The sequence below is a fragment of the Streptomyces rishiriensis genome (assembly GCF_030815485.1).
In the GTDB taxonomy this organism is placed as follows: Bacteria; Actinomycetota; Actinomycetes; order Streptomycetales; family Streptomycetaceae; genus Streptomyces; species Streptomyces rishiriensis_A.
The window spans coordinates 6,227,992-6,254,991 of sequence record NZ_JAUSWV010000002.1; the positions used below are offsets into that span (position 1 = coordinate 6,227,992).

28 protein-coding genes and 1 pseudogene are annotated in these 27,000 nt (G+C 71.4%); 16 read left to right on the forward strand and 13 right to left on the reverse strand.

Annotation, left to right across the window (positions count from 1 at the left end; genetic code table 11):
• Positions 1-235 precede the first annotated feature (235 nt).
• From QF030_RS30250 to QF030_RS30260, 3 genes are read left to right on the forward strand one after another with little or no spacing between them, the layout of a single operon-like run.
• The gene (locus tag QF030_RS30250; RefSeq protein WP_307165733.1) at positions 236-1,210 is read left to right on the forward strand and encodes an AraC family transcriptional regulator; all 975 of its coding nucleotides are present in this window, start codon (positions 236-238) and stop codon (positions 1,208-1,210) included.
• A complete protein-coding gene (locus QF030_RS30255; protein ID WP_307165734.1) occupies positions 1,111-1,866 on the forward strand; it encodes an AzlC family ABC transporter permease in 756 nt (251 codons plus the stop codon). Before QF030_RS30250 ends, QF030_RS30255 begins: the two co-directional genes overlap by 100 nt.
• Positions 1,863-2,171: an AzlD domain-containing protein gene (locus QF030_RS30260; protein ID WP_307165735.1), complete on the forward strand. Its 309-nt coding sequence runs from the start codon at positions 1,863-1,865 to the stop codon at positions 2,169-2,171. The genes QF030_RS30255 and QF030_RS30260 overlap by 4 nt, the downstream gene beginning before the upstream one ends.
• 41 nt (positions 2,172-2,212) lie before the next feature.
• On the opposite strand, the gene QF030_RS30265 is transcribed toward QF030_RS30260, so the two are convergent.
• Positions 2,213-3,157 (reverse strand): hypothetical protein, encoded by a 945-nt coding sequence (locus QF030_RS30265; protein WP_307165736.1) that lies wholly within the window; start codon positions 3,155-3,157, stop codon positions 2,213-2,215.
• A gap of 79 nt (positions 3,158-3,236) precedes the next feature.
• Between QF030_RS30265 and QF030_RS30270 the strand changes: the two genes are divergently transcribed.
• Positions 3,237-3,431 (forward strand): DUF3046 domain-containing protein, encoded by a 195-nt coding sequence (locus tag QF030_RS30270; RefSeq protein WP_062650931.1) that lies wholly within the window; start codon positions 3,237-3,239, stop codon positions 3,429-3,431.
• 60 nt (positions 3,432-3,491) lie between these two features.
• On the forward strand, positions 3,492-4,751 hold the full coding sequence (locus QF030_RS30275; RefSeq protein ID WP_307165737.1) for an AI-2E family transporter: 1,260 nt from the start codon (positions 3,492-3,494) through the stop codon (positions 4,749-4,751).
• A 13-nt stretch (positions 4,752-4,764) separates the two neighbouring features.
• On the opposite strand, the gene QF030_RS30280 is transcribed toward QF030_RS30275, so the two are convergent.
• Positions 4,765-5,649 carry a hypothetical protein gene (locus QF030_RS30280; RefSeq protein WP_307165738.1) on the reverse strand — a complete coding sequence of 295 codons (885 nt, stop codon included), beginning with the start codon at positions 5,647-5,649 and terminating at the stop codon, positions 4,765-4,767.
• A gap of 371 nt (positions 5,650-6,020) precedes the next feature.
• Between QF030_RS30280 and recA the strand changes: the two genes are divergently transcribed.
• From recA to QF030_RS30300, 4 genes and pseudogenes are all read left to right on the forward strand, one after another.
• Positions 6,021-7,151 carry a recombinase RecA gene (gene recA, locus QF030_RS30285; RefSeq protein ID WP_307165739.1) on the forward strand — a complete coding sequence of 377 codons (1,131 nt, stop codon included), beginning with the start codon at positions 6,021-6,023 and terminating at the stop codon, positions 7,149-7,151.
• A 3-nt stretch (positions 7,152-7,154) separates the two neighbouring features.
• Entirely contained in the window at positions 7,155-7,976 is an 822-nt protein-coding gene (recX, locus tag QF030_RS30290) for a recombination regulator RecX (protein WP_307165740.1), read from the forward strand.
• Between the two features lie 276 nt (positions 7,977-8,252).
• Positions 8,253-8,631 (forward strand): annotated as a pseudogene (locus QF030_RS30295) (ABC transporter permease); the annotation flags it as partial.
• Positions 8,632-8,839: 208 nt separating this feature from the next.
• Positions 8,840-9,817, forward strand: coding sequence for a sugar ABC transporter substrate-binding protein (locus QF030_RS30300; protein ID WP_307165741.1), 978 nt, complete (start codon positions 8,840-8,842; stop codon positions 9,815-9,817).
• A 21-nt stretch (positions 9,818-9,838) separates the two neighbouring features.
• Here QF030_RS30300 and QF030_RS30305 read toward each other — a convergent pair whose 3' ends face one another.
• The 8 genes from QF030_RS30305 to QF030_RS30335 form a co-directional block, all read right to left on the reverse strand.
• Positions 9,839-10,210: a rhodanese-like domain-containing protein gene (locus QF030_RS30305; protein WP_307165742.1), complete on the reverse strand. Its 372-nt coding sequence runs from the start codon at positions 10,208-10,210 to the stop codon at positions 9,839-9,841.
• Between the two features lie 98 nt (positions 10,211-10,308).
• Positions 10,309-10,848, reverse strand: a complete 540-nt coding sequence (locus tag QF030_RS30310; protein ID WP_307165743.1) for a cysteine dioxygenase — start codon at positions 10,846-10,848, stop codon at positions 10,309-10,311.
• Between the two features lie 97 nt (positions 10,849-10,945).
• Positions 10,946-11,059 (reverse strand): putative leader peptide, encoded by a 114-nt coding sequence (locus QF030_RS40655; protein WP_373428926.1) that lies wholly within the window; start codon positions 11,057-11,059, stop codon positions 10,946-10,948.
• A 233-nt stretch (positions 11,060-11,292) separates the two neighbouring features.
• On the reverse strand, positions 11,293-12,915 hold the full coding sequence (locus QF030_RS30315) for an FAD-dependent monooxygenase (RefSeq protein WP_307167744.1): 1,623 nt from the start codon (positions 12,913-12,915) through the stop codon (positions 11,293-11,295).
• Between the two features lie 176 nt (positions 12,916-13,091).
• The gene (locus QF030_RS30320) at positions 13,092-14,000 is read right to left on the reverse strand and encodes an amino acid ABC transporter permease (protein ID WP_307165744.1); all 909 of its coding nucleotides are present in this window, start codon (positions 13,998-14,000) and stop codon (positions 13,092-13,094) included.
• On the reverse strand, positions 13,997-14,662 hold the full coding sequence (locus QF030_RS30325; RefSeq protein ID WP_307165745.1) for an amino acid ABC transporter permease: 666 nt from the start codon (positions 14,660-14,662) through the stop codon (positions 13,997-13,999). The genes QF030_RS30320 and QF030_RS30325 overlap by 4 nt, the downstream gene beginning before the upstream one ends.
• A 109-nt stretch (positions 14,663-14,771) precedes the next feature.
• The gene (locus QF030_RS30330; protein ID WP_307165746.1) at positions 14,772-15,635 is read right to left on the reverse strand and encodes a glutamate ABC transporter substrate-binding protein; all 864 of its coding nucleotides are present in this window, start codon (positions 15,633-15,635) and stop codon (positions 14,772-14,774) included.
• Positions 15,636-15,697: 62 nt separating this feature from the next.
• A complete protein-coding gene (locus QF030_RS30335; RefSeq protein WP_307165747.1) occupies positions 15,698-16,474 on the reverse strand; it encodes an amino acid ABC transporter ATP-binding protein in 777 nt (258 codons plus the stop codon).
• Positions 16,475-16,788: 314 nt separating this feature from the next.
• Between QF030_RS30335 and QF030_RS30340 the strand changes: the two genes are divergently transcribed.
• On the forward strand, positions 16,789-17,475 hold the full coding sequence (locus tag QF030_RS30340; protein ID WP_307165748.1) for a response regulator transcription factor: 687 nt from the start codon (positions 16,789-16,791) through the stop codon (positions 17,473-17,475).
• 12 nt (positions 17,476-17,487) lie between these two features.
• The gene (locus QF030_RS30345) at positions 17,488-18,894 is read left to right on the forward strand and encodes a sensor histidine kinase (RefSeq protein ID WP_307165749.1); all 1,407 of its coding nucleotides are present in this window, start codon (positions 17,488-17,490) and stop codon (positions 18,892-18,894) included.
• An 8-nt stretch (positions 18,895-18,902) separates the two neighbouring features.
• Here the strand turns inward: QF030_RS30345 and QF030_RS30350 are convergent, their stop codons facing one another.
• Positions 18,903-19,901 (reverse strand): TAXI family TRAP transporter solute-binding subunit, encoded by a 999-nt coding sequence (locus QF030_RS30350; protein WP_307165750.1) that lies wholly within the window; start codon positions 19,899-19,901, stop codon positions 18,903-18,905.
• A 99-nt stretch (positions 19,902-20,000) separates the two neighbouring features.
• On the opposite strand from QF030_RS30350, the gene QF030_RS30355 reads away from it, so the two are divergent.
• Complete coding sequence (locus QF030_RS30355; protein ID WP_307165751.1) at positions 20,001-20,414, forward strand: MazG nucleotide pyrophosphohydrolase domain-containing protein; 414 nt, start codon at positions 20,001-20,003, stop codon at positions 20,412-20,414.
• A gap of 187 nt (positions 20,415-20,601) precedes the next feature.
• On the opposite strand, the gene QF030_RS30360 is transcribed toward QF030_RS30355, so the two are convergent.
• A complete protein-coding gene (locus tag QF030_RS30360; protein WP_307165752.1) occupies positions 20,602-21,825 on the reverse strand; it encodes a cation:proton antiporter in 1,224 nt (407 codons plus the stop codon).
• A gap of 4 nt (positions 21,826-21,829) precedes the next feature.
• The gene (locus QF030_RS30365) at positions 21,830-22,315 is read right to left on the reverse strand and encodes a cation:proton antiporter regulatory subunit (protein WP_307165753.1); all 486 of its coding nucleotides are present in this window, start codon (positions 22,313-22,315) and stop codon (positions 21,830-21,832) included.
• A gap of 382 nt (positions 22,316-22,697) precedes the next feature.
• Here QF030_RS30365 and QF030_RS30370 point away from each other — a divergent pair, with 382 nt between their 5' ends.
• From QF030_RS30370 to QF030_RS30385, 4 genes are all read left to right on the forward strand, one after another.
• Complete coding sequence (locus tag QF030_RS30370; RefSeq protein WP_307165754.1) at positions 22,698-23,678, forward strand: sensor histidine kinase; 981 nt, start codon at positions 22,698-22,700, stop codon at positions 23,676-23,678.
• Entirely contained in the window at positions 23,678-24,376 is a 699-nt protein-coding gene (locus QF030_RS30375) for a response regulator (protein WP_307165755.1), read from the forward strand. The genes QF030_RS30370 and QF030_RS30375 overlap by 1 nt, the downstream gene beginning before the upstream one ends.
• A gap of 210 nt (positions 24,377-24,586) precedes the next feature.
• The gene (gene miaB, locus QF030_RS30380; RefSeq protein ID WP_307165756.1) at positions 24,587-26,116 is read left to right on the forward strand and encodes a tRNA (N6-isopentenyl adenosine(37)-C2)-methylthiotransferase MiaB; all 1,530 of its coding nucleotides are present in this window, start codon (positions 24,587-24,589) and stop codon (positions 26,114-26,116) included.
• Between the two features lie 61 nt (positions 26,117-26,177).
• Positions 26,178-26,891, forward strand: a complete 714-nt coding sequence (locus QF030_RS30385) for a class III extradiol dioxygenase subunit B-like domain-containing protein (protein WP_307165757.1) — start codon at positions 26,178-26,180, stop codon at positions 26,889-26,891.
• Positions 26,892-27,000 lie beyond the last annotated feature (109 nt).

The following is a 27,000-nucleotide window of genomic DNA, read 5'->3' on the forward strand; positions in this document are numbered from 1 at the left end:
ACGGCGTCCCCCGCCGCGCCCCGGCGGTGGGGGACGCCGTGTGGCGGGCTGGGCGGTCGCCGTGTGGCGGGGGGGCTGGGCCAGGCACGGCGGGGGCGATGGCCGTACGGCGGGGCGAGACGCGGCAGCGCGCGATGGCGGAGTCGTGTGGCACGGGATCCTCTGACGCGGTGGGCCGGTGGGCCGGTGGGCCGGTGGGCCGGTGGGCCCGTGGTGGGTCGCGGAGAATGGGTGTGTGGGGAGTTCGAGGTCCGGTTCGGCTGAGCTGGCGCGGCACTGGCGGTATGCGGAGCTGCCCGGTGTCGATCTGCTGCGCGCCCGTTATGTCCACAAGGCCTTCGTGCGGCACACCCACGAGCACTTCGTGATCGCCGCCATCGCCGAGGGGGTGGAGGTCTTTCACCACCGTGGGGCCGACCAGTACGCGGGCGCGGGGGCGCTCGCGCTGGTCAACCCGGACACGCCGCACACCGGACGCGCCGGGGTGCCGGAGGGCTGGCGGTACGGGGCCGTGTATCCCTCGCCCGACGTGGTGGCCGGGATCGCGGCCGAGACCACGACCCTTCGTGGCACTCCGGGTTTCGTCCGTCCCGTGCTGGACGATGCCTACGCCGTCGGGCTGGTGCATCAGGTGCTCCGGGCCGCCGAGGAGGGCAACGCGCTGGCCGCCGACACACTGCTGCGGGTGGCTGTGACGCGGCTGCTGCGGCTCAACGGCGGACCGCTGCCGCAGCGGGAGGTGCGGTCGGCCGGGGCGCGGATCGCCGCACGCGCGCGTGGCGTGCTGGAGGAGCGGCTGATCGACCCTCCGACGCTGGAGGAGCTGGCCGCGGACCTCGGGACCAGCTCGTTCGCGCTGCTGCGGGCCTTCCGGGACATGTACGGGCTGCCGCCCCATGCCTGGCTGACGGATGCCCGGGTGCGGCGGGCGCGGCGGCTGCTGGACGCGGGGACCGCGCCCGCGGAGGCGGCCGTCGCGGTCGGGTTCACCGACCAGCCGCACCTCAACCGCCACTTCGCCCGGATCGTCGGAGTCCCTCCGGGGGCGTACCAGCGTGAGCGCAAGAACGTACAAGACCCGCCCGGTGGGCTGCTCCTACCCTCGTGGTCGTGGCAGAACAGACAGCACTCACGGACATACGCGCCGACGGCGGGGGACGGCCGGACGCCGCCGTCGTACGGGACGCCCTCGGGGTCGGGGTCGCCGTAGGACTCTCCGGGTTCGCCTTCGGGGTGACCTCGGCGGGCAGCGGACTCTCGGTGTGGCAGACCTGCGCGCTCAGTCTCCTCGTGTTCACGGGGGCGTCCCAGTTCGCGCTCGTCGGGGCACTGGCGGCGGGCGGCAACCCCCTGACGGCGGCCGCGGGCGCCTTCTTCCTGGGTGTGCGCAACGCCTTCTACGGTCTGCGTCTGTCGCAGTCGCTGGCGCTCCCGCGCGCGGTGCGCCCGTTCGCCGCCCAATGGGTGATCGACGAGACGGCGGCGGTCTCCCTCGCTCAGCCCGGGCGGCGTGCCGCGCGCATCGGCTTCGGCGTCACCGGACTGTCTCTGTACGTCCTGTGGAATCTCACCACGCTGTGCGGCGCCCTGGGGGCGGAGGCCATCGGGGACACGGACGCGTGGGGGCTCGACGCGGCCGGTCCCGCCGTCTTCCTGGCGCTGCTCGCACCCATGCTGAAGACCACCGCCGAGCGGGCCGTCGCCGGGCTCGCGGTGCTCCTGGGGCTGGGCCTGCTGCCCGTGCTGCCCGCCGGAGTGCCCGTGCTGACGGCCGCGCTCGCCGCGCCGGTCGTCCTGTACCTCGATGGCCGGCGCCGAGGCCGCGGGGCGGCCGGCCGGGTCGACACGGGGGAGGAGGAGCGATGAACATCTGGCTCGCGATCGGCGCGACCGCTCTCGGCTGCTATGCCGTCAAGCTCGCCGGACTGCTCGTCCCCGCCGGTCTTCTCGAACGGCCCCTCGTCAGGCGGTTCGCCGCCCTGCTTCCCGTCGCCCTGCTCGCCGCCCTCACCGCCCAGCAGACCTTCGCGGACGGGCACGCGCTCGTGCTGGACGCGAGGGCCGCGGGGCTCGCCGCGGCCGTCGTCGCCCTCATGCTGCGGGCTCCCTTCCTGCTGGTCGTCGCGGCCGCGGTGGTGGTGACGGCGGGGGTGCGGGCCCTGGGCGGGTGAGAACGAGGAGGCGGTCCAGGTGAGGGCCGGCCGGCGCGGGATCAGCCGATGGCGCGGCCGTAGGCCCTGAGGGTGCGCAGGGCCTCGATCGTCACCATGGGGCGGGCCTCCAGGGCGGTGCCGGGCGCCCAGCGACGCCACCGGACGGGCCAGCCGCCGTCCTGCTGCTGATCGCCGGCGAGGTGGTCCAGGGAGCGTGCCATCTCGTCGTCGGTGAACCACGCCCGCGCGAGGGAGTGCGGTGTCCGCGCGAAGTCGTACGGGAAGTGGTGCTCGCCGGGTGCGTACCCGGGGGCGACCGGATACGCGTCCAGGTGGTCCGGATCCAGCGCGGCGAGCCGCTGCGCGCGTACCAGCCGACCCAGCCGGTCGGCGGCCGCCTCCGCGCGCGGGCGGTCCGTGGCGGAGTCCAGGAAGGCCACGGCAGCCTGGATCTCGTACGGATGGGACCGCTCCAGGGAGTCGACCGCCTGCCAGCAGAAGTCCGTGGCCCTGAACAACCAGGCATGCCAGACGTCGTTGCCGTGCAGCAGGCCCACCACCGGCCCGGTGGACAGGAGCTCGCTGGGCGGGTCGTCCACGATCGGAATGAACGGGGCCGCCGGGTACCCGCGCTGGCTGGGATGGATCGCCGGCAGTGCGCCGTCGCCGGTGGAGACCGAGGTCAGGTAGCGGCACACCTGTTCCACGCGCCGGCCGCCGAGGCGACCGACGGAGTCCAGGACGCGCAGTGCCCGCGCGGTGTGCAGGGGCTGGCTCACGGGACCGCGCAGATCGGGCTCCAGCGCGTGGCCGTATCCGCCGTCCTCGTTGCGGTAGGCGTCGAGGGCGGTCTCGACGGGGTCGGCGGCGCCGTGCAGGAAGTCGTGTGCGAAGAGGCGCTGCTCCAGCACGCGTGCGGTGAGCCAGACGAAGTGCTCGGCGCGGAAGAGCGGGGAGCGCGCCGGGGGCGTCGGGGGGAGTGGGGATGCTCCGGATTCGGCCATGCGTCAGACCGTAGGGCGGAAAGCGGTCTCGGCAGGCGGCCCCTGCGAGGGCCACCCCCGCGCGCGGGATACTGGTGTCATGCGGTTGACGGTCTTCTGGCAGCGGATGGACGAGCACTTCGGCGCGGGATACGCCGAGACGTTCGCACGCGATCACGTGATGGCGGAACTCGGCGGACGCACGGTGCACGGGGCGCTGGCGGACGGCTGGGAGGCCAAGGACGTGTGGCGCGTGGTGTGCACGGTGATGAACGTTCCCCAGGAGATGCGCTGATCCCACAAGAAGATCGTAGGCGGCGCTCCGATTGTCGGTGGCGTAGGCGAGACTTGGTCCGTGGCACCCACTGACGAGACCGGGCAGGTCGCCCGGCACCCATCCCCGCTCGGCGCTACGCCGCCCACCGGGCCGCCCCCGGCCGACGGCGGCGCCGAGCAGGGCGCGCGCATGCCGCGCTGGCTTCCGCGCGCCATGGTGCTCGCACTCGCTCTCATCGGTGCGTTCCAGCTGGGCACCTGGGCCTTCCACCAGCTGATCGGCCTGCTGCTCAACATCCTGATCGCGTTCTTCCTGGCGCTGGCGATAGAGCCGGCGGTCAGCCGGATGGCCGCCCGCGGGATGCGCAGGGGGCTCGCCACCTTCCTGGTCTTCTTCGGCCTGCTGATCGTGGTCGCCGGCTTCTTCACGCTGCTCGGCTCGATGCTGGCGGGTCAGATCATCAAGATGATCGAGGGTTTTCCGGAGTACCTCGACTCGGTGATCAACTGGGTCAACACCACGTTCCACACGGACCTCAGGCGTGTGGACGTCCAGGAGGGACTGCTTCACTCCGACTGGCTGAGGAAGTACGCGCAGAACAGCGCCGCCGGCGTCCTGGACGTCTCCACACAGGTGCTCGGCGGCCTCTTCAAGCTGCTGACGATCGCCCTGTTCTCGTTCTACTTCGCCGCCGACGGTCCCCGCCTGCGCCGCGGGCTGTGCTCCGTCCTGCCGCCCGCCAAGCAGGCCGAGGTGCTGCGGGCGTGGGAGATCGCCGTCGACAAGACCGGCGGTTATCTGTACTCGCGCGGGCTGATGGCGTTGATCTCCGGCGTCGCGCACTACGTACTGCTCGAGGCGCTCGGTATCCCGTACGCGCCCGTGCTCGCCGTCTGGGTGGGTGTGGTCTCGCAGTTCATCCCCACCATCGGCACCTATCTCGCCGGCGCCCTGCCCATGCTGATCGCCTTCACGGTCTCGCCCCTGTACGCCCTGTGGGTACTCATCTTCGTCGTGGTCTACCAGCAGTTCGAGAACTACATGCTTCAGCCCAAGCTGACCTCGAAGACCGTCGACATCCACCCCGCCGTCGCCTTCGGCTCCGTCATCGCGGGCACCGCCCTTCTCGGCGCCGTCGGCGCGCTGGTCGCCATCCCGGCGATCGCCACCCTCCAGGCGTTCCTGGGCGCCTACGTGAAGCGTTACGACGTCACGGACGATCCCCGTGTCCACGGACACCGGGGACGCAGCGACGGGCCGGGACCGCTCACCCGCGCGCGGGGGCTGTGGAGGCAGGTACGGCATCGGCGGGACGGGTCGCGGGGCGAGTCCCGCTGAGGGGGAGCGGCAATCAGTACCTGAGGACCGCCCATACACCGGCCGCGGCGACGGCGGCCGCGTAGCAACCCACCGCCGCCGCCACGATCCGCCGCCGCACGGCCTCGCTCCAGGGCGTGCGGGACAGCAGCCAGGTCAGGGCGGGCAGCACCAGGACAGCGTGCAGGCTCACCCCGTGCAGGGGCTTGAGCCAGGCCGTCGAGTGGTACGCCGCCTCCTGATGGCCGGTGCGGGTGAGCACGACACCACGCGCGATCATCGCCGCCCCCGAGGCGAGCGCGACGAGCAGGATCGCGAAGCCGGAGCGCACGGCGAGAGCCATCCCGGCCGGACCTGCCGGCCGGTGCCGGAAGGACGCCACGGCGAACCCGGCGAGCAGCATCACCAGGATCCCGCCGCCGACCGCCAGCGTCATGGACACGGCCGTGTCGAAGGGCGTCTCCATGTCCAGGTGCGAAGGCACGCCGCGCCACGCCTGAAGGGTGATGCCCGCGACCTCCACGACGCAGTCGGCGGCGAAGACCCCGAGCAGCGCGCCGCGCAGCCGTGGTCCGACACGCACATACGAAGTGACCCGGACGACCGCGAGGAGCGTCACCCCGAAGGAGAGCCCGAAGGTCACCGGCTTGCGCCAGGAGACGGGCCCGCTCCAGGGGCCGCCGTCGACGGCGAACACCGCGAGGTGGACGAGCCCGGAGAGGATCAGCACAAGTGCCGTCGCTTCGTAGAGACGGTATTGGTGGGACAGGCCGTTTGGGGGGTACTGGGGGTACCGGACGTGCTGAGGGGACTGGCTGTCCATGAGGTGCTGGTGCGGAGGGGGATGCGGTGGCGGATGCGGGATCGGGTGCCCGGCCTCCGCTTCGCCGCGTGCGTGCCCGGTCTTCTGCTGGTCCATGCGTCGAGCGTCCCGGCCGTGTCGTACGCCGTCGTCGTCCTGCCGAAGACACCCGCCGTACGCCGGGGGAAGTAGTCGCCGGGGGAAGTGGTCGGGAGCACGTGGACAGGAGGCCCGCGTGAGCCGGACCGGAGGCGTGGCAGGCAGGTGAACGTAGCCTCGGAAGTGCCGCGTGGTGCGCTTGACACAGAAATCGAACATCCATTCTTATTAGGGCTCCGGTGAGACTCTGGTCGGGCGTTCCGTCCCGGTTTGGGCGGAGAAGCACCCGAGTTATCCACAGGCCGGACCGGCGTCGGGGCGCATTGTCAGTGGCAGGCGTTAGCGTCTTTGACGTGAAGCGATCGACTCAAGCAAACCGGGTGGAACCCATGGCAGGAACCGACCGCGAGAAGGCACTGGATGCCGCACTCGCACAGATTGAACGGCAGTTCGGCAAGGGCGCCGTGATGCGTCTCGGCGAGCGACCGAACGAGCCCATCGAGGTCATCCCCACCGGGTCGACCGCACTCGACGTCGCCCTCGGCGTCGGCGGGCTGCCACGCGGCCGCGTGGTGGAGGTGTACGGGCCGGAGTCCTCCGGTAAGACGACGCTGACGCTGCACGCCGTGGCGAACGCGCAGAAGGCCGGCGGACAGGTCGCCTTCGTGGACGCGGAGCACGCCCTCGACCCCGAGTACGCGAAGAAGCTCGGCGTCGACATCGACAACCTGATCCTCTCGCAGCCGGACAACGGCGAGCAGGCTCTCGAGATCGTGGACATGCTGGTCCGTTCCGGCGCCCTCGACCTCATCGTCATCGACTCCGTCGCCGCGCTCGTCCCGCGCGCCGAGATCGAGGGCGAGATGGGCGACAGCCACGTCGGTCTCCAGGCCCGTCTGATGAGCCAGGCACTGCGGAAGATCACCAGCGCGCTCAACCAGTCCAAGACCACCGCGATCTTCATCAACCAGCTCCGCGAGAAGATCGGCGTGATGTTCGGCTCCCCGGAGACCACGACCGGTGGCCGGGCGCTGAAGTTCTACGCCTCGGTGCGTCTCGACATCCGTCGCATCGAGACCCTGAAGGACGGCACCGACGCGGTCGGCAACCGCACCCGCGTCAAGGTCGTCAAGAACAAGGTTGCGCCGCCCTTCAAGCAGGCCGAGTTCGACATCCTCTACGGGCACGGCATCAGCCGCGAGGGCGGTCTGATCGACATGGGCGTGGAGAACGGCTTCGTCCGCAAGGCCGGCGCCTGGTACACGTACGAGGGCGACCAGCTGGGACAGGGCAAGGAGAACGCCCGTAACTTCCTGAAGGACAACCCCGACCTCGCCAACGAGATCGAGAGGAAGATCAAGGAGAAGCTGGGCGTCGGCGTGCGTCCGGAGGAGCCCGCCGCCGAGCCGGGTGCGGTCGCCCCGGCTGCCGCGGGCACCCCCGCGGAGGACGCTGCCAAGGCGGTTCCGGCCACCGCGGCCAAGACCGCCAAGACCAAGGCCGCGGCTGCCAAGAGCTGATCCGTGACGCGACGAACGGACTGGGCCGAGTACGTCTACCCCGACACGCCCCGGGGGACGAGGGGCGGGGCCGACGGCGGCCCCGCCCAGGCCGACGACGACCGGCCGGAGGGCGACCCGCACCGCGGTGACGGGACGGACGGCGACCCGCACCGCGGTGACGGGACGGACGACGACGACCGGCCCCGTGGTGGCCGGGGGCGGCGCGGCGGCGATGGAGGTCCACGCGGTGGTCGTGGACGACGTCGGCGCGGCTTCGGAGAACCGTCCGCCGAGGACGAAGGCACCTCTTCCTCGTCGAGGGCCGAGCAGGAGGGGTCTTCAGGGGACCCGGCTGAGCGGGCACGGGCTATCTGCCTGCGCCTGCTCACCGGGACCCCGCGCACCCGGAAGCAACTCGCCGACGCGCTGCGCAAACGGGAGATCCCGGACGACGTGGCGGAGGAGGTGCTCTCGCGGTTCGAGGAGGTCGGGCTGATCAACGACGGTGCCTTCGCGGACGCCTGGGTGGAGTCCCGGCACCACGGCCGGGGGCTGGCCCGGCGGGCCCTCGCCCAGGAGCTGCGGACCAAGGGGGTCGACTCGGAGCTGATCGAAGAGGCCGTCGGCCGGCTCGACTCCGAGCAGGAAGAGGAGACGGCGCGCGAGCTCGTCGCCCGAAAGCTGCGCTCGACCCGCGGCCTCGACCGTGACAAACGGCTGCGCCGACTCGCCGGCATGCTCGCGCGCAAGGGCTACCCCGAGGGCATGGCCCTGCGGGTGGTCCGACAGGCACTGGAGGCGGAGGGTCAGGAGACGGAGTTCCTGGACGGCGAAGGGTTCTGAACGAGAGGTTCTCGACGAGTCGCCGGCGTCTTACCCCTGTACAGACGCGGGCGCTGAAGAACGGGTGCTGAACAGCCGGTTTCCGCAGCGGGGTGGGGACAACCCCCACTGAGGAGTCCGGATCACCGCAGTGCACAAGGGCGTCTGTGCACAGGTGAGTGTGTACGCGTGTCCCAGAATCCCGAAGCCACGGAACCCGGTGCGGAGGAGCCCCCGGAAGCGGAACCGGCGTCCGCGGCTCCCGTCGAACTCGGCGACCTCGCCGTGCCGCCGCCCGACTCGCTGCGGGCCGAGCGGGAGCAGGCGAACGCCGAGGTCATATTCCTGGCCATGGGACTGGTGCCGGCGTTCACGGCCATCGCCGTGGTCAACACGCTCGCCATGTCGGTCGCCGAGCGAGTGCGGGAGTTCGCGCTGCTGCGCGGGGGCGACCCGTCGCCAGGTGCTGCGCATGCGTACCGAGGCGCTGGCGGTACTGCTCCTCGCCGTCGCCCTGGGCAGGGCCCTCTCCCTGGCGGTCCTGACCGCGTTCAGCGTCGGAAGGACCGGGCGGGCGGCCCCGGCCGTCATACCGCTCGGGTACGCCACCGTGGTGCCGGGACGCGTGGCATTGAGGGTGCGCGCGGGGGCGACGGTGGCGACGGCGAGGGAGTGAGCGACGCTCCACATCCTGTCGGAAGGCGTGAGCGATGCTCCGCACCCTGTCGGAAGGCGTGATCTCCGGGCCCCCCGGGGAGCGCAGGATTACCTTGCGCTCCCGGAAGGGTGAGCTCGTCCGGGCTGCCGGTACTGTCTGCTGCCGCCCGGCACCCCCGTCCCGTCCGCGGGGATCGTCTCCCGCACTTCCGAAAGGCGGCCTTGCCATGCCCGTGTCCACCCGCTCCCGAAGACCGCTCGTCGTCCCGGTCCTCGGCGCCGGTCTGCTGCTCACCGGCTGCGGAGTCTGGCCCTCGCAGGCCACGGCGCCCGCCGGGGCGGTCACGGGCAGGATCACGCTGGGCTTCGTCAACGGCGGTACCACCGAGTTCCATACGTGTCTCCAGGAGTCCGTCGAGCGGACGGCCCGCAACAACGGCGTCCATCTGTTCACGGCCAACTCGCGCCAGGACGGCGACACGGAGGTCTCCAACATCGAGGACATGATCGCCCGCAAGGTGGACGCGCTGATCGTCCAGACCGTCGACGTCGACGTCCTCAAGGGGGACATCGCCGAGGCGAAGGCCGCCGGGGTCCCCATCTTCCTCACCTCGGTCGCCCCCGACGACACGTCCGGCCTCCTGGGGGCCGTCGTGGTCGATCTGAAGGAGGTGGGGGAGCTCGACGCCGAGTGGATCGAGCGGGACGCCGCCGGTCGTGAGGTGAGCGTCGCTGTGATCGCGGGTGCCCCCGGTGCCGCCTCCGACCTGCTGACCAAGGCGTTCACCGAGCGGCTGCCGGACAACGCCGAGGTGGTCGCGAGCCGGCCCGGCATGTACGACCCCGTCAAGGCGCGCACGGTCGCAGCGGCCGTGATCAGAGACAGTCCCGGCCTGGACTACGCCTTCGTCGCCAATGAGGAGATGGCGTTCGCCGCCCGCAAGGCCTTCGACACGGCCGGTGCAGAGGACGTCAGGATCGTGACGGTGAACGGCACCGACGAGGCACTGGCCGCACTCAAGGCCGGCAGCCTCGCCGCCACCGTCTCCAACTCGGCTGCGGACACCGGCGAACTGGCGGTGCAGAACGTCGTCTCCCTGCTCCGCAAGGACGACCGGGCCGACAGGATCGACAGGACGCCCGTCCGCCTGGTCACCCGGGACAACGCGGACACGGCCCCGCTGTACTGCCCGCCGCGGGACTGAGCCCGGCACGCCACGGCCCCGCTACGACGTCACGGGGAGCCCCGCCGCCCGCCACGCCTGGAAACCGCCGACGAGGTCGGTGGCCCGGTGCAGCCCCAGTTGGTGCAGGGAGGCGGCGGCCAGGCTCGACGCGTAGCCCTCGTTGCAGATCACGACCGCCCGCACCTCGTGACTCGTGGCCTCGGGGAGGCGGTGACTGCCCTGGGGGTCGAGGCGCCACTCCAGTTCGTTGCGCTCGACGACCAGGGCGCCGGGGATCAGGCCGTCCCGTTCGCGCAGGGCCGCGTACCGGATGTCGACGAGCAGCGCGTCGCCCGTGCGTGCGGCCTCGTACGCCTCCCGGGCCTCCACGCGCGCGTACCCCGTGCGGATCCGCTCGAGCAGCTCGTCCACGCCTGTCGGCCGTGTGTCGACCGGTCGTGTGTCGACCGGTCGTGTGTCGACCGGCCGTGCGCCGACCGGGCGTGCCTCCCGAGGTGCGCCCGAGCCGCTCACTGCCAGTCCTCCGGACGCTCGACCTGCTCCAGCCGCAGGACGTGGCCCGTACGGCTGTAGCGGCGGATGCGCGGCAGCGGGGGGTAGTAGGCGTGGACGGAGACGGCGTGTTCCTCGGTGGACCGGTTGAGGACCTCGTGGACATGGTGACGTCCGAAGGAGCGGCCCTGGCCGGCCCTCAGGGTGCGCTCCCGGTCCACGTCCTCCGTCAGCTCGAGGGTCTTCCAGCCGTCGGTGGGCAGCCGCGCGGCGAGCGAGTACTCCTTCAGCTCGCCCCGCGCGGTCAGGAAGGCGCCGACCGAGTCGGCGTGGTCGTGCCAGCCGGTGCCGGTGCCGGGCGGCCAGCCGATCAGCCAGGCCTCACTGCCCCCGGGGCCCTCCAGGCGCACCCAGGTACGGCCCTCCGGGTCGAGGGGGAGCGAGGCGATCAGCTCGGCGTCGGCGGCCGTGCGCCGGACGAAGTCGAGAAGCTCCGCCTGGGTGGGCGCGGCGGCGACGGGGGCGGCGGTGGGCACGGAGGAGGGGGAGACAGACACGGATACCGTCCTGGGAAGGTTCGCGGGGAGCACGCGGCGGCGCACGAGGTGAGGTGCGCATCGGCGGCGCGCGCCGGTGGGGAAAGGGGATGCGAATTCAGCAGGACGGGCGACACACGCAGCCCGCATAGCGGACGAGGTCCATATGGACCCTCCGCCACAGGCGCACATCGGTGTCGGTCACGATCCGGAGTACACCATGCCGGTGCACCCCGGTCAACTCACTGTCACCATGCGGACCGCACGGTCACGGCCGGTGCGATCGTGCGCTTTTCACCCTGCTCGCACCCTGCTCGCGTGCGACTCTCGGCCGGCTCGCACCCGACTTTCGTCCGGCTCGCCCCCGGCTCGCCCCCGGCTCACCTCTGGCCGGTTGTCGGCCGGGCTTCGTATCGGCCTGCGCGGGCGGGCGCCGGGGCGGGGCGGGGCGGGGCGGCCATACCGTCACTTGGTCGCGGAGCCGGCCGTGGCCCCCGCTTCGGAGGTCTCGCGTGCCCCCTCAGGTCCGCCCACCGTCGCCTCCGCCGCCGCGTACAGGTCGGCCGCGCGAACCCCGTCGAGCGCGGTGACCAGATGGCCGTCGGGCCGGATCAGCAGGACGGTGTGCGCGGCCGCACCCGGATAGCTCTCCGCCACCAGGAGCTCGGCCGGGCTCGGCAGGGCCGTCACCGCGGCGGCGAGCCGGGGCATGATCCCGGCGCCCACCCAGTGCCTGCGCTCCCACACGCCGGTGCCCGGCGCGATCAGCAGGACGAGCAGCGCGCCGCGTCCCAGCCGGTCCCGCAGCCGTACGAACGAACCGTCCTCCGCCGTCACACGGACGTCCTCGACGGGCGCGCCGGGAGGCGTGTCCACCGGCACCTCCGCCTCCAGATGCCGGGGCGCGAGCGGCGAGCCGTCGTAGGTGCCCGGCGCGCCCAACGGGCCGCGGCCCAGATGGCCGTCGGTGAGCAGCAGGTCGTGACCGCGCGCCGTGCCCGGCACGTACGCCCTTATGCCCGCGCCGCCGCGCAGCACCGGCAGCGCCTGGTCGGCGGCGCGCAGCCGGGCGGCGACCGCCGCGCGCCGCTCCGCCTGGTAGCTGTCGAGCAACGCCTCGTGCGAGCCGTGGTGCCAGGCCAGCGCCAGCTTCCAGGCCAGGTTGTCGGCGTCCCGCAGGCCTTCGTCGAGGCCCTGGGTGCCGAACGCGCCGAGCAGGTGGGCGGCGTCCCCGGCGACGAAGACCCGCCCCACGCGCCAGCGGCGGGCCAACCGGTGGTGCACGGTGTGGACGCCGGTGTCGAGCAGTTCGTAAGGGGGCGTGGAACCGCTGTTCCAGCCCGCCAGGGTCTCGCGGATACGGGCCACGAGCAGCTCGGGCGTGACGAGGTCCTTGCCGGGCGGCAGCAGCCAGTCCAGGCGCCATACACCGTCCGGCAGCGGGCGTCCGGTGACTTCCCCGGCGGAGGGGCCGGACACCCGCCACGGCGGTGTCCGATGGAGCAACGCCTCGTCGGCCCAGGGAAGTTCCGTGCGCAGCGCGGCGACGGCGTGTCGCTCCACCGCCGTACGGCCGGGGAAGCGGATGTCGAGGAGTTTGCGGACCGTGGAGCGCGGGCCGTCGCAGCCGACGAGGTGGCTGCCGCGCCACCAGGTGCCCCGGGGACCGCGGGTGTGGGCCGTGACGCCGGAAGGTTCCTGCTCGATGGAGTCCAGGCGGCTGTCCACGGCGATCTTCACCAGCCGCTGACCTGCGACGGCGGCGCGCAGCACGCCCGTCAGCACATGCTGGGCGAGGTGCAGGGGGGCGGGATCCGTCGCGTCGTCGAATCTGACCTCGCGGGTCACCTGCTTGCGCCGCATCGACCGCCATCCGGCCCAGTGGACCCCGGCCTCGTCGAGGGACACTCCGGTCAGCCGCTCGACGAGGGCGGCGGTGTCCTCGCGCAGGACGACGGTGCGCGCGAGCCGTGGTTCGTCCTTGCCGGGGCCCTCGTCGAGGACCACGGACGGCACCTGCTGGCGCGCCAGCGCCAGGGCGAGCGTGAGCCCCACCGGCCCCGCTCCGACGATGATCACCGGGTCCACGGCGTGCCGCCCCCTGCCCACGACGGTGTCCTCAGGGACGTAAGGGAACAAGAGGTAGGAGCAGGGTGCACGATCACAGAACGTATGCAACCTATTGCCGCTGCTTGCGTCAAGTGACGAAAGGCGGTGGCGCGCACGCCACCGCCTCCGTACAGGTCACATCGCCTGATGTCGCGTCAGATGCTGCCGCCCGCGCCGGTGCCGTAGGTGCCGCCGACCTCGGCGGCGTTCAGGTCGTCGACCTTGTCGACGCCGAGCACCGCGCCCGTGCTGCGCTTGCTGCGCCGCAGGTAGCGCTCCAGCCAGCTCGCGAAGCTGGTGAGGATGAAGTTCAGCACGATGAACATGACCGCGACCACGATGAAGCTCGGGATCACGTTGGCGTAGTTGGCCGCCAGCGTGCCGCGGGAGTTGAGCAGCTCGGGGAATCCGAGCATCACACCACCGAGTGCGGTGTCCTTCACGATGACCACCAGCTGGCTGACGATCGCCGGGAGCATCGCGGTGACCGCCTGCGGAAGCAGGATGCTGGTCATCGTCTGGCCCTTGCGCAGGCCGATCGCGTACGCGGCCTCGGTCTGGCCCTTGGGCAGCGAGAGGATGCCGGCCCGGACGACCTCGGCGAGGACCGACGCGTTGTAGAGCACCAGGCCGGTGACGACCGCGTAGAGCGGCCGGTCCTCGCTGCTGACGTCCGTGGAGCGGGCGTAGAACTCGTTGGCGAACAGCATCAGCAGCAGTACCGGGATCGCCCGGAAGAACTCGACCACAGTGCCGGACACGGCGCGCACCCAACGGTGGTCGGACAGGCGCGCGATACCGAAGACCGCGCCCAGCGGAAGGGCGATCACCATGGAGAGCGCGGCCGCTTTGAGGGTGTTCTCGAGGCCGGGCAGCAGATACGTCGTCCAGGCCTCGGACTCGGTGAACGGCTTCCACAGCGCGGAGGTGAGCTGGTCCTTCTCGTCCATCTTCTGCCACACCCACCACAGGAGCAGGGCGAGCAGGACGGTGAAGACCACCGAGAAGAGGACGTTGCGCCGCTTGGCGCGGGGGCCGGGAGTGTCGTACAGGACCGAGGTCATCGCTTCACCGCCAGTCGCTTGCTGAGCCAGCCCAGGATGAGGCCGGTCGGCAGGGTCAGTACCACGAAGCCGAACGCGAAGACCGCGCCGATGAGCAGCGTCTGCGCCTCGTTCTCGATCATCGTCTTCATCAGGTAGGCGGCCTCGGCGACGCCGATGGCGGCCGCCACCGTGGTGTTCTTGGTCAGCGCGATCAGGACGTTGGCCAGCGGGCCGATGACCGAGCGGAAGGCCTGCGGAAGGACGATGAGCGTCAGGGTCTGGCTGAAGCTCAGGCCGATGGCCCGGGCCGCCTCCGCCTGGCCGAGCGGCACGGTGTTGATGCCGGAGCGGATCGCCTCGCACACGAAGGCCGCGGTGTAGCCGATGAGGCTGAGCACGGCCAGCCGGAAGCCCTGGACCTTGAAGTCGTCGCTTCCCATGGTCACACCGAAGACGTCGGCGAGGCCGAGCGAGCTGAACAGGATGATGACCGTCAGGGGGATGTTCCGGACGACGTTGACATAGACGGTGCCGAACCCGCGCATCAGCGGAACCGGGCTCACCCGCATCGCGGCCAGCAGGGTGCCCCAGACCAGGGAACCCACGGCGGAGAGGGCGGTGAGTTTCACCGTCATCCAGAACGCCCCTAGGACGTCGTAACCATCAAGAAAGTCGAACACGATCTCCCGCGCTTCCGGGTGGGTGGCCTATGAGGAGGGCGGGGCGCGCCGCCGCCGTGATCGCGACGGACGGCGGCGCACCGCAGGTACCCCGCTGGGTGAACTGTCGTTACGAGGCGTTCGGGACGATGACGCCGATCTTCGGGGCGGGCTCGTTCTTGTAGTCGGCCGGGCCGAGGTTCGCGTCGACCGCCTTCTGCCACGAGCCGTCGCTGACCATCTGCTCCAGCGCCTTGTTGATCTTGTCGACGGTCGCGGAGTCGCCCTTCTTGACGCCGACGCCGTAGTTCTCGTTGCTGAGCTTCAGACCGGCGAGCTTGAACTTGCCCTTGTACTGGTCCTGGGAGGCGAAGCCGGCGAGGATCGAGTCATCGGTGGTCACCGCGTCCACGGCGCCGCTCTGGAGACCGGCGATGCACTCCGAGTAGGAGCTGTACTCCTTGAGGTTCGCCTTCGGGGCGATCGACTTCTGGACGTTCTGCGCCGACGTCGAGCCGGTCACGGAACACAGCTTCTTGCCGTTGAGGTCCGTGGCCTTGGAGATGTCGGAGTCCGACTTGATCAGCAGGTCCTGGTGGGCCAGCAGGTACGGGCCGGCGAAGTCGACCTTCTGCTTGCGCTCGTCGTTGATCGAGTAGGTGGCCGCGATGAACTTCACGTCCCCGCGCGCGAGGGCGTTCTCGCGGTCGGCGCTCTTGGTCTCGACGAACTCGATCTGGTCCGGCTTGTAACCGAGCTGCTTGGCGACGTAGGTCGCGACGTCCACGTCGAAGCCGGCGAAGGACCCGTCGGGCTTCTTCAGGCCGAGGCCGGGCTGGTCGTACTTGATGCCGACCTTGATCTTTCCACCGCTGCCGCCGCTGGAGCTGCTGCTGCCGGTGTCGTCCTTGCTGTCGTCGCCGCCGCAGGCGGTGGCGGTCAGGGCGAGGACGAGGGCTGCGGCGGAGGCGGCGGTGACCTTGCGAAGCTTCATGGAACTTCCTTAGAAGAGTGGTGAAGTACTGCGTGTGGCGCGGGTTCCGTCAGTGATGCAGATCAGTGGTGCAGGATCTTCGACAGGAAGTCCTTGGCACGGTCGCTGCGCGGATTGCTGAAGAACTGGTCGGGCGCAGCCTCTTCGACGATGCGTCCGTCCGCCATGAACACCACGCGGTTTGCAGCCGATCGTGCGAAACCCATCTCGTGGGTGACGACGATCATGGTCATGCCGTCCCTGGCCAGCTGCTGCATGACTTCGAGGACCTCATTGATCATCTCGGGGTCCAGAGCCGAGGTCGGCTCGTCGAAGAGCATGACCTTCGGATCCATCGCCAGCGCGCGTGCGATGGCGACGCGCTGCTGCTGACCGCCGGAGAGCTGCGCGGGGTACTTCTCGGCCTGGGTGCCCACGCCGACCCGGTCGAGGAGCGCGCGCGCCTTCTCCTCGGCCTTCTTCTTGTCGACCCTGCGGACCTTGATCTGGCCGAGCATCACGTTCTCGAGCACGGTCTTGTGCGCGAAGAGGTTGAACGACTGGAACACCATCCCGACGTCGGCGCGCAGCCGGGCCAGCGCCTTGCCCTCCTGGGGCAGCGGCTTCCCGTCGATGGTGATCGCGCCCTCGTCGATCGTCTCCAGGCGGTTGATGGTGCGGCACAGGGTCGACTTGCCGGACCCGGAGGGTCCGATGACCACGACGACCTCGCCGCGGTCGATCGTGAGGTCGATGTCCTGGAGAACGTGCAACGCGCCGAAGTGCTTGTTGACGCTCCTCAGGACGACCAGTTCACCGCTCGCGACCGCGTCTTCCTTGGTCACCGATACTTCGGTCATCGCTCTGGTGCTCCGTCCTCCTCGGTTTCGGAGGACAGTAGTGACCTGTCGCGACCAGCGTCATTACATCTGAGGGGAATCTGAGCATCACGATCCGATAGCAATCGGACACGTGTCGTAGCACTTGTGACCTGCGGGCGTATCGGGCGGATAACGGAAGCCGGGCGCAACCGGAACCCTCTTGACTGCGTCCTCGTCCATCAGCGTGACTGCCATGATGCACACACGCGTGTGCCCGCGTTTTCCCGACCGGAGAACCGAACGCCTGTTTTAGTGAGTCAGACCGTATGCCCGACCAATCGGAGGAGGCCGGCGTGAGACTGCTGCTCGTCGAGGACGACAACCACGTCGCCGCCGCCCTGTCCGCGGTCCTGAAGCGGCACGGTTTCGACGTCACCCACGCGCGCAGCGGCGAGGAGGCGCTCCAGGCGCTCGTCCCGGAGGGCCCCGGCTTCGGCGTCGTCTTGCTCGACCTCGGCCTCCCCGACCAGGACGGGTACGAGGTCTGCGGCAAGATCCGCAAACGCACCGCCACGCCGGTGATCATGGTGACCGCCCGCTCCGACGTCCGCTCGCGCATCCACGGCCTCAACCTGGGCGCCGACGACTACGTGGTGAAGCCGTACGACACCGGGGAGCTGCTCGCCCGCATCCACGCCGTCAGCCGCCGCACCGTCCACGAGGACGCGGAGGCCGGCGGGGAGGACGCGCTGCGCCTGGGCCCGGTGCACATCGAGCTGCCCACCCGACGCGTCACGGTGGACGGTTCGGTAGTCCAACTGACCCGCAAGGAGTTCGACCTCCTCGCGCTGCTCGCCCAGCGTCCCGGTGTGGTCTTCCGCCGGGAACAGATCATCAGTGAGGTGTGGCGCACCAACTGGGAGGGGACCGGGCGCACCCTCGAGGTGCACGTGGCCTCGCTGCGCGCCAAGCTGCGCATGCCCGCGCTGATCGAGACCGTACGCGGCGTCGGCTACCGGCTCGTCGCTCCCGGCGCATAGCGGGGACCGCGGTTGCGTACCCGTCTCCTGCCGCTGCTCATCGTGCTGATGGCGGCCGTACTGCTGGCCCTCGGGGTGCCGCTGGCCGTCAGTGTGGCGGGCGCCCAGCAGCAGAGCGTGGTCGTCGACCGCATCGACGACACCGCGCGGTTCGCGGCGCTCGCCCAGTTCGTCACCGCGTCTTCGGGCGTCAACGACTCCGCGTCGGCCACGAACGAGCGACGCGCGACGCTCAGCCGGGAGCTCGACAGCTACTACGACGTCTACGGCATTCGTGCCGGTGTCTTCTACGGCACCGACACCCCCATGGCTCATGCCCCGAGGGACTGGTACCTCCCCGAAAAGGGGGAGGTGCGGGATGCCTTCGAGGAGGCGTTGCTCAGCCGTCGCAGCCACGACCCCCGCCAGGTGTGGCCGTGGCAGCGCAACCGGCTCGTCGTGGCCTCGCCGGTCATCCGGGACGGTGACGTCGTCGCCGTCGTCGTCACCGACTCGCCCACGGGACCGATGCGGTCGCGGATCCTGCACGGCTGGCTCGTCGTCGGCGCGGGCGAGATCGCCGCGATGCTGCTGGCCATCGGCGCCGCCCTGCGGCTGACCGGCTGGGTGCTGCGGCCGGTACGGGTCCTGGACGCCACCACCCACGAGATCGCGAGCGGCCGCCTGAAGTCCCGGGTCGCGGTGGCCGGCGGGCCGCCGGAACTCCGGCGGCTGGCCGGGGCGTTCAACGAGATGGCGGACAACGTCGAGGACGTGCTGGAGCAGCAGCGCGCCTTCGTCGCCGACGCCTCGCACCAGCTGCGCAACCCGCTCGCGGCCCTGTTGCTGCGCATCGAACTGCTCGGGTACGAGCTCCCGGAGGGCAACGAGGAGATCGCCTCGGTTCAGAACGAGGGCAAGCGCCTGGCCCAGGTCCTGGACGACCTGCTCGACCTGGCCCTGGCCGAGCACGCGGAGGCCGACCTGCGGGTCACCGACATCGGCGCGCTGGCCGCCGAGCGCGTGGCCGCCTGGGCGCCCACCGCCGCGGCCAAGGGCGTCCGGCTCGTCGGCGACTGCCCGCCCACCACGGCATGGGCCGACCCGGTGACGCTGTCCAGCGCGCTGGACGCCGTGATCGACAACGCGGTGAAGTTCACCCCGGAGGGGGAGAGCGTCACGGTCACGGTCGCGGCAGACGGCGCGACCACGACCGTCGTCGTCACCGACAACGGCCCCGGGCTGACCGACGAGGAGCTCACGCGCGTGGGCGACCGTTTCTGGCGCAGCGGCCGTCACCAGAACGTCAAGGGCTCGGGGCTGGGCCTGTCCATCTCCCGGGCCCTGCTCGCGGCGGGCGGCGGCTCCCTCTCCTACGACCATCACGAGCCCAGCGGACTGACGGCGACGGTGTCGGTCCCGAGATCGCCGACGTCGTAGCCAGGGTCCTACGGCTTGACGGAGCGGTAGTAGCGCCGGGCGCCCTCGTGCAGCTTCAGGGGGTCGGTGTAGATGGCCGTGCGCAGGTCGACCAACTGCGCGGAATGCACATGCGCGCCGATCCCGTCGCGGCTCTTGATCACGGTCCGGGTCAGCCATTCGGTGAGCCGGGGCGCCATGTCCGTACGGGTCATCAACAGGTTGGACACCGCGATCGTCGGCACGGTGGAGCCGTTCTGGATGGTGGGGTAGGCCGACTCCGGCATGTTCGTGGCCCGGTAGAACCCGGTGGAGTCGTCCTGGTCGTGCATCTTGGCGACGAGATCGGGGCCGATCGGCACGAACCGGAAGGTGAACGTGTCGGCGAGCTTCTCCAGGCCGGCCGTCGGCACCCCGCCGGACCAGAAGAAGGCGTCGATCCTGCCCTTCTTCAGCTCCTCGGGACCCGTGTCGATGCCTTGCGACGCGGCCGTGATGTCCTTCGCCGGATCGAGGCCCGCCGCCTTGAGCACCCGCTCGGCGATCAGTCGCACGCCCGAGCGGGGCAGCCCGGTCGCCACGGTTCTGCCCCGCAGGTCGGCGACGGACCGGATGTCCGAGTCGCGCGGCACCACGAGCTGGACGTAGTCGTCGTACAGGCGGGCCACCCCGCGCAGCCGGGCGGCCGAGCCGGGGTGCTGCCGCTCGTACGTCTCCACGGCGTCGGCCGCGGCGATGGTGAAGTCGGCCTCGCCGGTCGCCACGCGCGCGACGTTCTCCTGCGATCCGTTGCTGGTCGACAGCTTGACGTCCAGGTCGGGCATGTCCCTGGCCAGCTCGGCGCGCAGGCGGCTGCCGTACTCGTAGTAGACGCCGCTCGTCGTGCCCGTGCTGAAGGTGATCGACCCGCTCGGCGGGTCCTCGCCCAGGGGCAGCAGCCACCACAGCAGCAGCCCGAGGACGACGACACCGGCAGCCGTGCCCTGGAGCGCGCGGCGCCTGCCGATACGGGAGAACAACGGGGACATGCGCGCGATCCTGCCAGCCGGAACGCGGTGCTGACCAGGGCGGGGCTCACAGGGCCGGTTCGGGGCGGCGGTGTCAGTGGCCGTCGTTACAGTCGGTGCATGAGTTCCTCGCCCGCCGACCTGGTCCGTGAGTTCCACCGTGCCTTCGGACTCGATGCCCGCAGCACGCCGACGGAGGTGTCGCCCCGCCTCGCCGCACAGCGTGGTGAGCTTCTCGCCGAGGAGGCGGCGGAGGTCGCCGAGGTGTCGGTGAGCGGCCCGCTGGACCGGCTCGCGCACGAGCTGGCCGACGTCGTCTACGTCGCCTACGGCACGGCCCTGGTGCACGGCATCGATCTCGACGCGGTCCTCGCCGAGATCCACCGGTCCAACATGACCAAGCTGGGTCCGGGCGGCCAGGTCGCCCGCCGTGCCGACGGCAAGGTGCTCAAGGGCGAGCACTACGAGATACCGGACGTGGCCGCCGTGCTGCGCCGCCAGGGCTGGACCCCGGCGGCGCGGCCTGAGGCGTAGGAACCGGTCGGGAAGGTGATCGGCTTCCGCGCCCGGAGCACTGTGTCCGGCGCGGTGTCCCGCTCGCGCTGGAGCACGTGAGGACCGAAGAGCGTCACCTGGGGCCGCAGGGTGCCGCTCTGGTCGACGCCGCCGTACACGGCCCGGGGACCGGACCGGCGGCGTCCATGACCGGAGCCACCGCGCCTCAGTCGCGCACCGGCGTCTGGGTCATCGCCTCGGGCAGCCGCTCCGCCGTGCCCTGGTCGTGGGGCGCCCGGCGCCGCGCCCACCAAGCCGCCACTGGTTCCGTGTAGCGGGCGGTGAGCGGTCCCAGGACGACCAGGATCAGTACATACGCCGTGGCCAGCGGTCCGAGGGAAGGCTCGATCCCGGCGGTGACGGCCAGCCCCGCGATGACGATCGAGAACTCTCCGCGCGCCACCAGCGCGCCGCCCGCCCGCCAGCGCCCCTTGACCGAGATCCCGGACCGCCGGGCCGCCCAGTAACCGGTGGCCATCTTCGTCGCGGCGGTGACGACGGCCAGCGCGAGGGCGGGCAGCAGGACGGGAGGAATGCTCGCCGGGTCGGTGTGCAGCCCGAAGAAGACGAAGAAGACGGCGGCGAACAGGTCACGCAGCGGGCTCAGCAGCGTGTGCGCGCCCTCGGCGACCTCCCCGGACAGCGCGATGCCCACCAGGAACGCCCCCACGGCCGCCGACACCTGGAGCTGCTGCGCCACTCCGGCGACCAGGATGGTGAGCCCCAGCACGACGAGGAGCAGCTTCTCCGGGTCGTCGCTGGACACGAACCGGGAGATGACCCGGCCGTAGCGCACCGCCGCGAACAGCACGAGCCCCGCGACGCCCAGCGCGATGGCCAGGGTGACGCTGCCGGCCGCCAGCCCCACCCCGGCCACCAGGGCGGTGACGATGGGCAGATAGACCGCCATGGCCAGGTCCTCGAGGACCAGCACGCTGAGGATCACCGGGGTCTCCCGGTTGCCGACCCGGCCCAGGTCGCCCAGCACCTTGGCGATCACACCGGACGACGAGATCCAGGTGACGCCCGCCAGCACCACGGCCGCCACCGGCCCCCAGCCCAGCAGCAGCGCTGCGGCCGCGCCCGGCAGGGCGTTGAGGGCGCAGTCGACGAGACCGGCCGGATAGTGCGCCTTGAGGTTGGAGACCAGATCGCTCGCCGTGTACTCCAGGCCGAGCATCAGCAGCAACAGGATGACGCCGATCTCGGCACCGGTGGCCACGAACTCCTCGCTCGCGCCGAGCGGCAGCAGTCCGCCCTCACCGAACGCCAGGCCGGACATCAGGTACAGCGGGATCGGCGAGAACCGGAACCGGGCGGCGAACCGGCCGAGCAGGCCGAGGCCGAGGATGATGGAACCGAACTCGATCAGCAGGACCGCGGAGTGCACTCGATCACTCCCGACCGAGGATGGCCGCGGCCGCGTCCACGCCTTCGCGGGTGCCGATGACGATGAGGGTGTCCCCGCCCGCCAGCCGGAAGTCCGGCGCAGGCGACGGGATCGCCTCGGCCCGCCGCAGCACCGCCACGATCGAGGAGCCGGTCTCCGTCCGCATCCGGGTGTCGCCCAGCAGCCGCCCGTTCCAGCGCGAGGTGGCCGCCACCTCGACGCGCTCGGCGACCAGCCCCAGGTCCGTGGTGTAGAGCAGGCTCGCGCTGTGGTGGGTCGGCATCAGCGCGTCGATCAGCGAGCCCGCCTCGGCGCCGGTCAGCCGCAGGGAGTGCGCACAGGAGTCGGGGTCGTCCGCCTGGTACAGGCCGACCGTCCGCGAGCCGTCGCGGTGGGCCACCACGGACAGGTGGCGCTGCTCCCGCGTCACGAGGTCGTACTGGACTCCGATGCCTGGCAGCGGTGTCGTCCGTAGGCGTGGAGCAGACACGTTTCTTCCCCTTGCTGGTGGTTGCTGGTCGTTTCCTGCGACGTCTGGGACGAGTGCCCAAAACCGCCATGCTGCCATCCCGCCGTACGGTGACGACATGGGTGTCGTGACGGATGGACAGGGCCGGCGGCGGGCGGAGAGGCTGGTCACGGCAGTGCCATGGAGACGCGGCCGGGGCCGTTCCGGCGTACGACAGGAGCCGGGAACCGCAGGGCGGGGAGATACCGCAGAGGCCGCAGACGTGGCAAGAGCCGTACGAGACGAACGAGATGTACGAGACCTACGAGGCGAACCAGACGAACGAGAAAGGCGAGACGGACGAGACTCGGCTGTCCGCCGAGTAGGGGGAGTTGTGGGAGTCGGACGAGGAGGGGTCGCGCACATGTCACTGTTCTGGCGGATCTTCGTGCTCGACGCCGCCGGTCTGATCGTCGCGGCCGCACTGCTGCTGGGCCCGGTCACCGTCTCCACGCCCATACTGCCGGGCGAGGTGCTCGTCGTGGTCGCGGGTCTGGCCGCGCTGCTGACCGTCAACGCGGTCGTGCTGCGTCTCGGGCTGGCCCCGCTGGGGCGGCTGGGACGGGCCATGGCCGACGCGGACCTGCTGCACCCGGGGGCCCGTGCCGTGGTCTCGGGACCGGTCGAGACGGCCGAACTGATCACGACGTACAACGCCATGCTGGACCGGCTGGAGGCCGAGCGCGCCGCCAGTGCGGCCGGGGCGCTGTCCGCCCAGGAGCGCGAGCGCCACCGCATCGCCCGGGAACTGCACGACGAGGTCGGCCAGACCCTCACCGCCGTGCTGTTGCAGCTCAAGCGGGTCGCCAACCGGGCCCCGCAGGACCTGCGCGAGGAACTCGGCCAGGCACAGGAGGCCACCCGGTCCGGCCTCGACGAGATCCGCCGTATCGCCCGTCGGCTGCGCCCCGGAGTCCTCGACGAACTCGGACTGCTCAGCGCCCTGCGCTCGCTCGCGGGCGAGTTCACCACCCATGGACTGACGGTGCGCCACGACCTTCGCGCCGGCCTGCCCCCGCTGACCGAGGAGACGGAACTCGTGCTCTACCGCGTGGCCCAGGAGGCCCTCACCAACACCGCCCGGCACGCCGGCGCCGACCGCGCCGAGCTCCGCCTCCGCCCGGTCACCGACGGCGTCGAACTCCTCGTACAGGACAACGGCAGGGGCCTGGGCGAGCGGGCCGGGGAGGGGGCCGGGATCCGGGGGATGCGCGAGCGGGCCCTGCTGATCGGCGCGACCCTCACGGTGTCGTCGAGGGCGGACGGCGGCGGGACGGACATACGGCTGCGGGCGGACGCGTGGACGGGCGGGGCGGACACGGCGACCCCTGTCGGAGACCGCTGATGGCGGACGGCGCCGCACCGGCCGCACCGGGGCCCGCGCCCTCGCCGACCCGGGTCCTGCTCGCCGACGACCACACCCTCGTACGCCGCGGGGTACGGCTCATCCTGGACGGCGAGCCCGATCTGACGGTGGTCGCCGAGGCGGGGGACGGCGCCGAGGCGGTCGAGCGCGCCCGCGCCGGTGACATCGACCTGGCGGTCCTCGACGTGGCCATGCCCCGCATGACCGGCCTCCAGGCGGCCCGCGAACTGTCCCGCCGCCTTCCGGGCCTGCGCATCCTCATCCTGACGATGTACGACAACGAGCAGTACTTCTTCGAGGCGCTCAAGGCAGGAGCCGGCGGGTACGTCCTGAAGTCGGTCGCCGACCGGGACCTGGTCGAGGCGTGCCGGGCGGTGGTGCGGGACGAGCCGTTCATCTACCCGGGCGCGGAGCGGGCCCTGGTCCGCTCGTACCTGGACCGGCTGCACCGCGGGGACGGTGTGGACGGGCTGCCCGAGCGGCCCATCACCGAGCGCGAGGAGGAGATCCTCAAACTCGTGGCCGAAGGGCACACCTCCAGGGAGATCGGCGCGCTGCTGTTCATCAGCGCCAAGACTGTGGAGCGGCACCGCGCGAACCTGCTGCACAAACTCGGCATGCGCGACCGTCTGGAACTCACCCGCTACGCGATCCGCGCGGGCCTCGTCGATCCGTGACGCCCTGCGCGGGTGCGCGCGGTACTCGCCGATCGCGTTGGCGAGGGTCGCGGCCGTGCCCGAGCACCGAGGAGCCCCCGCCGCACGGCCGGGAATCCGACGGCGGCGACGCGGTGGTCGAGGAAGAGCGACGGAGAGGGTGCCGGGCCGGTGCCGGTCCCTCGAACGGAGGCAGGCAGGCCTTGCTCGGGGAGCGCCTACCCTTGAGCCATGACCAGCAGCAGCGACCGGAGCCTCGCAGTGGACGTTCACACCCCCAAGAGCTACGAGATCCGCACCTATGGGTGCCAGATGAACGTCCATGACTCCGAGCGATTGTCCGGGCTGCTGGAGGAAGCCGGGTATGTGCGCGCCCCCGAAGGGTCCGACGGGGACGCGGACGTCGTCGTCTTCAACACCTGCGCGGTGCGCGAGAACGCCGACAACCGCCTCTACGGCAACCTCGGCCGGCTCGCGCCCAGGAAGGCGAGCCGGCCGGGCATGCAGATCGCGGTCGGCGGCTGTCTCGCCCAGAAGGACCGCGACACCATCGTGAAGAAGGCGCCCTGGGTGGACGTCGTCTTCGGTACGCACAACATCGGCAAGCTCCCGGTCCTGCTCGAACGCGCGCGCGTGCAGGAAGAGGCCCAGGTCGAGATCGCCGAGTCGCTCGAGGCCTTCCCCTCCACCCTGCCGACCCGGCGCGAGAGCGCCTACGCGGCGTGGGTGTCGATTTCCGTGGGCTGCAACAACACGTGCACCTTCTGCATCGTCCCGGCTCTGCGGGGCAAGGAGAAGGACCGCCGCACCGGCGACATCCTCGCCGAGATCGAGGCGCTGGTCGGTGAGGGCGTCTCCGAGATCACCCTGCTCGGCCAGAACGTCAACGCCTACGGCTCCGACATCGGCGACCGCGAGGCGTTCAGCAAGCTGCTCCGCGCGTGCGGCGCGATCGAGGGCCTGGAGCGCGTCCGCTTCACCTCCCCGCACCCGCGCGACTTCACCGACGACGTCATCGCGGCCATGGCCGAGACGCCCAACGTGATGCCGCAGCTGCACATGCCCCTGCAGTCCGGCTCGGACACGGTGCTGAAGGCGATGCGCCGGTCGTACCGCCAGGAGCGCTACCTGGGCATCATCGAGAAGGTGCGGGCCGCCATCCCGCACGCGGCGATCACCACCGACATCATCGTGGGCTTCCCCGGCGAGACCGAGGAGGACTTCGAGCAGACCCTGCACGCGGTCCGCGAGGCCCGTTTCGCGCAGGCGTTCACCTTCCAGTACTCCAAGCGTCCCGGCACCCCGGCCGCGACCATGGAGAACCAGATCCCCAAGGAGGTCGTGCAGGCGCGCTACGAGCGTCTCGTCGCCCTTCAGGAGGAGATCTCCTGGGAGGAGAACAAGAAGCAGGTCGGCCGCACCCTGGAGCTGATGGTGGCCGAGGGCGAGGGCCGCAAGGACGGCGCCACCCACCGCCTCTCCGGCCGTGCCCCGGACAACCGCCTGGTCCACTTCAGCAAGCCGCAGCAGGAGGTCCGCCCCGGCGATGTCGTGACCGTCGAGGTGACGTACGCGGCCCCGCACCATCTCCTGGCCGAGGGCCCCGTCCTGGAAGTGCGCCGCACGCGCGCGGGGGACGCCTGGGAGAAGCGCACCGCCGAGAAGGCGGCGAAGCCGGCCGGCGTCCTGCTCGGGCTGCCCAAGATCGGCGTGCCCGCGCCGCTGCCGGTGGCCGCGGCCAGCGGTTGCGGCTGCGACTGACGGGCGACGCGACGCCCGGTCGGCAGCCCCGTGGTTCTCGCACGGGGTTACCCTGCCGATCATGCTTGTCGCCGCCGCAGTCTGTCCCTGTCCGCCCCTGCTGGTACCCGAGGTCGCCGCAGGCGCCGCTGCCGAGCTGGATGCCGCGCGAACCGCCTGCTCGGACGCGCTGGCCGTGCTGGCCGCCGCCCGGCCCGACCGGCTCGTCGTCGTCGGACCGGCCGAGGAGCCGGGGCGTGGCCCGCATCCGGAGGGCGCGCGGGGTTCGTTCGCCGGCTACGGGGTGGATCTCGCCGTACGGCTCGGGCAGGACGGCGAGGCGTCGTCCGCACGCGAACTGCCGTCGTCGCTCGCCGTCGCCGCCTGGCTGCTCGAGCGGACCGGATGGGCGGCCGCCCCCGTCGAGGGACTCGGCGTCGGGGAACCGCTCGCGGCCGAGCGGTGCGCCGAAGTCGGCCGGAGCATCGGCGCGGCGGCGGAGCGGGTCGCGCTGCTGGTGATGGGCGACGCCAGCGCCTGCCGGACGCTGAAGGCTCCGGGCTATCTCGACGAGCGCGCGGCACCGTTCGACGCCGAGGTCGCGAGGGCGCTCGGAACGGCGGACCTCGCGGCCCTCGGGGCGCTGGACGCCGAGTTGGCGTACGAGCTCAAGGCCTCGGGCCGGGCGCCCTGGCAGGTCCTCGCAGGCGCCGCCGAGGGCGCCGGACTGACGGGCGCCCTGCTGTACGAGGACGCGCCCTACGGCGTGGGATACGTGGTCGCGACCTGGTCGTAGGCGGCCGTGCGGCCGCGTCGCACGGCCGCCGTGCACGGTCCCCGGTGAGCGGCGCCTGCCGGTGGAACGGCGGACGGCCGCGAGCGTTTCCGCTGCGCGGCCGTCCGCC

Bases quoted from the DNA above. Each gene is read 5' to 3' on its own strand.
- QF030_RS30375 (WP_307165755.1), top strand. From the start codon at position 23,678: ATGGCGGACGGCGCCGCACCGGCCGCACCGGGGCCCGCGCCCTCGCCG.
- QF030_RS30280 (WP_307165738.1), bottom strand. From the start codon at position 5,649: ATGGACCAGCAGAAGACCGGGCACGCACGCGGCGAAGCGGAGGCCGGG.
- QF030_RS30385 (WP_307165757.1), top strand. From the start codon at position 26,178: ATGCTTGTCGCCGCCGCAGTCTGTCCCTGTCCGCCCCTGCTGGTACCC.
- miaB (WP_307165756.1), top strand. From the start codon at position 24,587: ATGACCAGCAGCAGCGACCGGAGCCTCGCAGTGGACGTTCACACCCCC.
- QF030_RS30270 (WP_062650931.1), top strand. From the start codon at position 3,237: ATGCGGTTGACGGTCTTCTGGCAGCGGATGGACGAGCACTTCGGCGCG.
- recA (WP_307165739.1), top strand. From the start codon at position 6,021: ATGGCAGGAACCGACCGCGAGAAGGCACTGGATGCCGCACTCGCACAG.
- QF030_RS30350 (WP_307165750.1), bottom strand. From the start codon at position 19,901: ATGTCCCCGTTGTTCTCCCGTATCGGCAGGCGCCGCGCGCTCCAGGGC.
- QF030_RS30335 (WP_307165747.1), bottom strand. From the start codon at position 16,474: ATGACCGAAGTATCGGTGACCAAGGAAGACGCGGTCGCGAGCGGTGAA.
- QF030_RS30265 (WP_307165736.1), bottom strand. From the start codon at position 3,157: ATGGCCGAATCCGGAGCATCCCCACTCCCCCCGACGCCCCCGGCGCGC.
- QF030_RS30355 (WP_307165751.1), top strand. From the start codon at position 20,001: ATGAGTTCCTCGCCCGCCGACCTGGTCCGTGAGTTCCACCGTGCCTTC.
- QF030_RS30320 (WP_307165744.1), bottom strand. From the start codon at position 14,000: ATGACCTCGGTCCTGTACGACACTCCCGGCCCCCGCGCCAAGCGGCGC.
- QF030_RS30330 (WP_307165746.1), bottom strand. From the start codon at position 15,635: ATGAAGCTTCGCAAGGTCACCGCCGCCTCCGCCGCAGCCCTCGTCCTC.
- QF030_RS30370 (WP_307165754.1), top strand. From the start codon at position 22,698: ATGTCACTGTTCTGGCGGATCTTCGTGCTCGACGCCGCCGGTCTGATC.
- QF030_RS30260 (WP_307165735.1), top strand. From the start codon at position 1,863: ATGAACATCTGGCTCGCGATCGGCGCGACCGCTCTCGGCTGCTATGCC.
- QF030_RS30300 (WP_307165741.1), top strand. From the start codon at position 8,840: ATGCCCGTGTCCACCCGCTCCCGAAGACCGCTCGTCGTCCCGGTCCTC.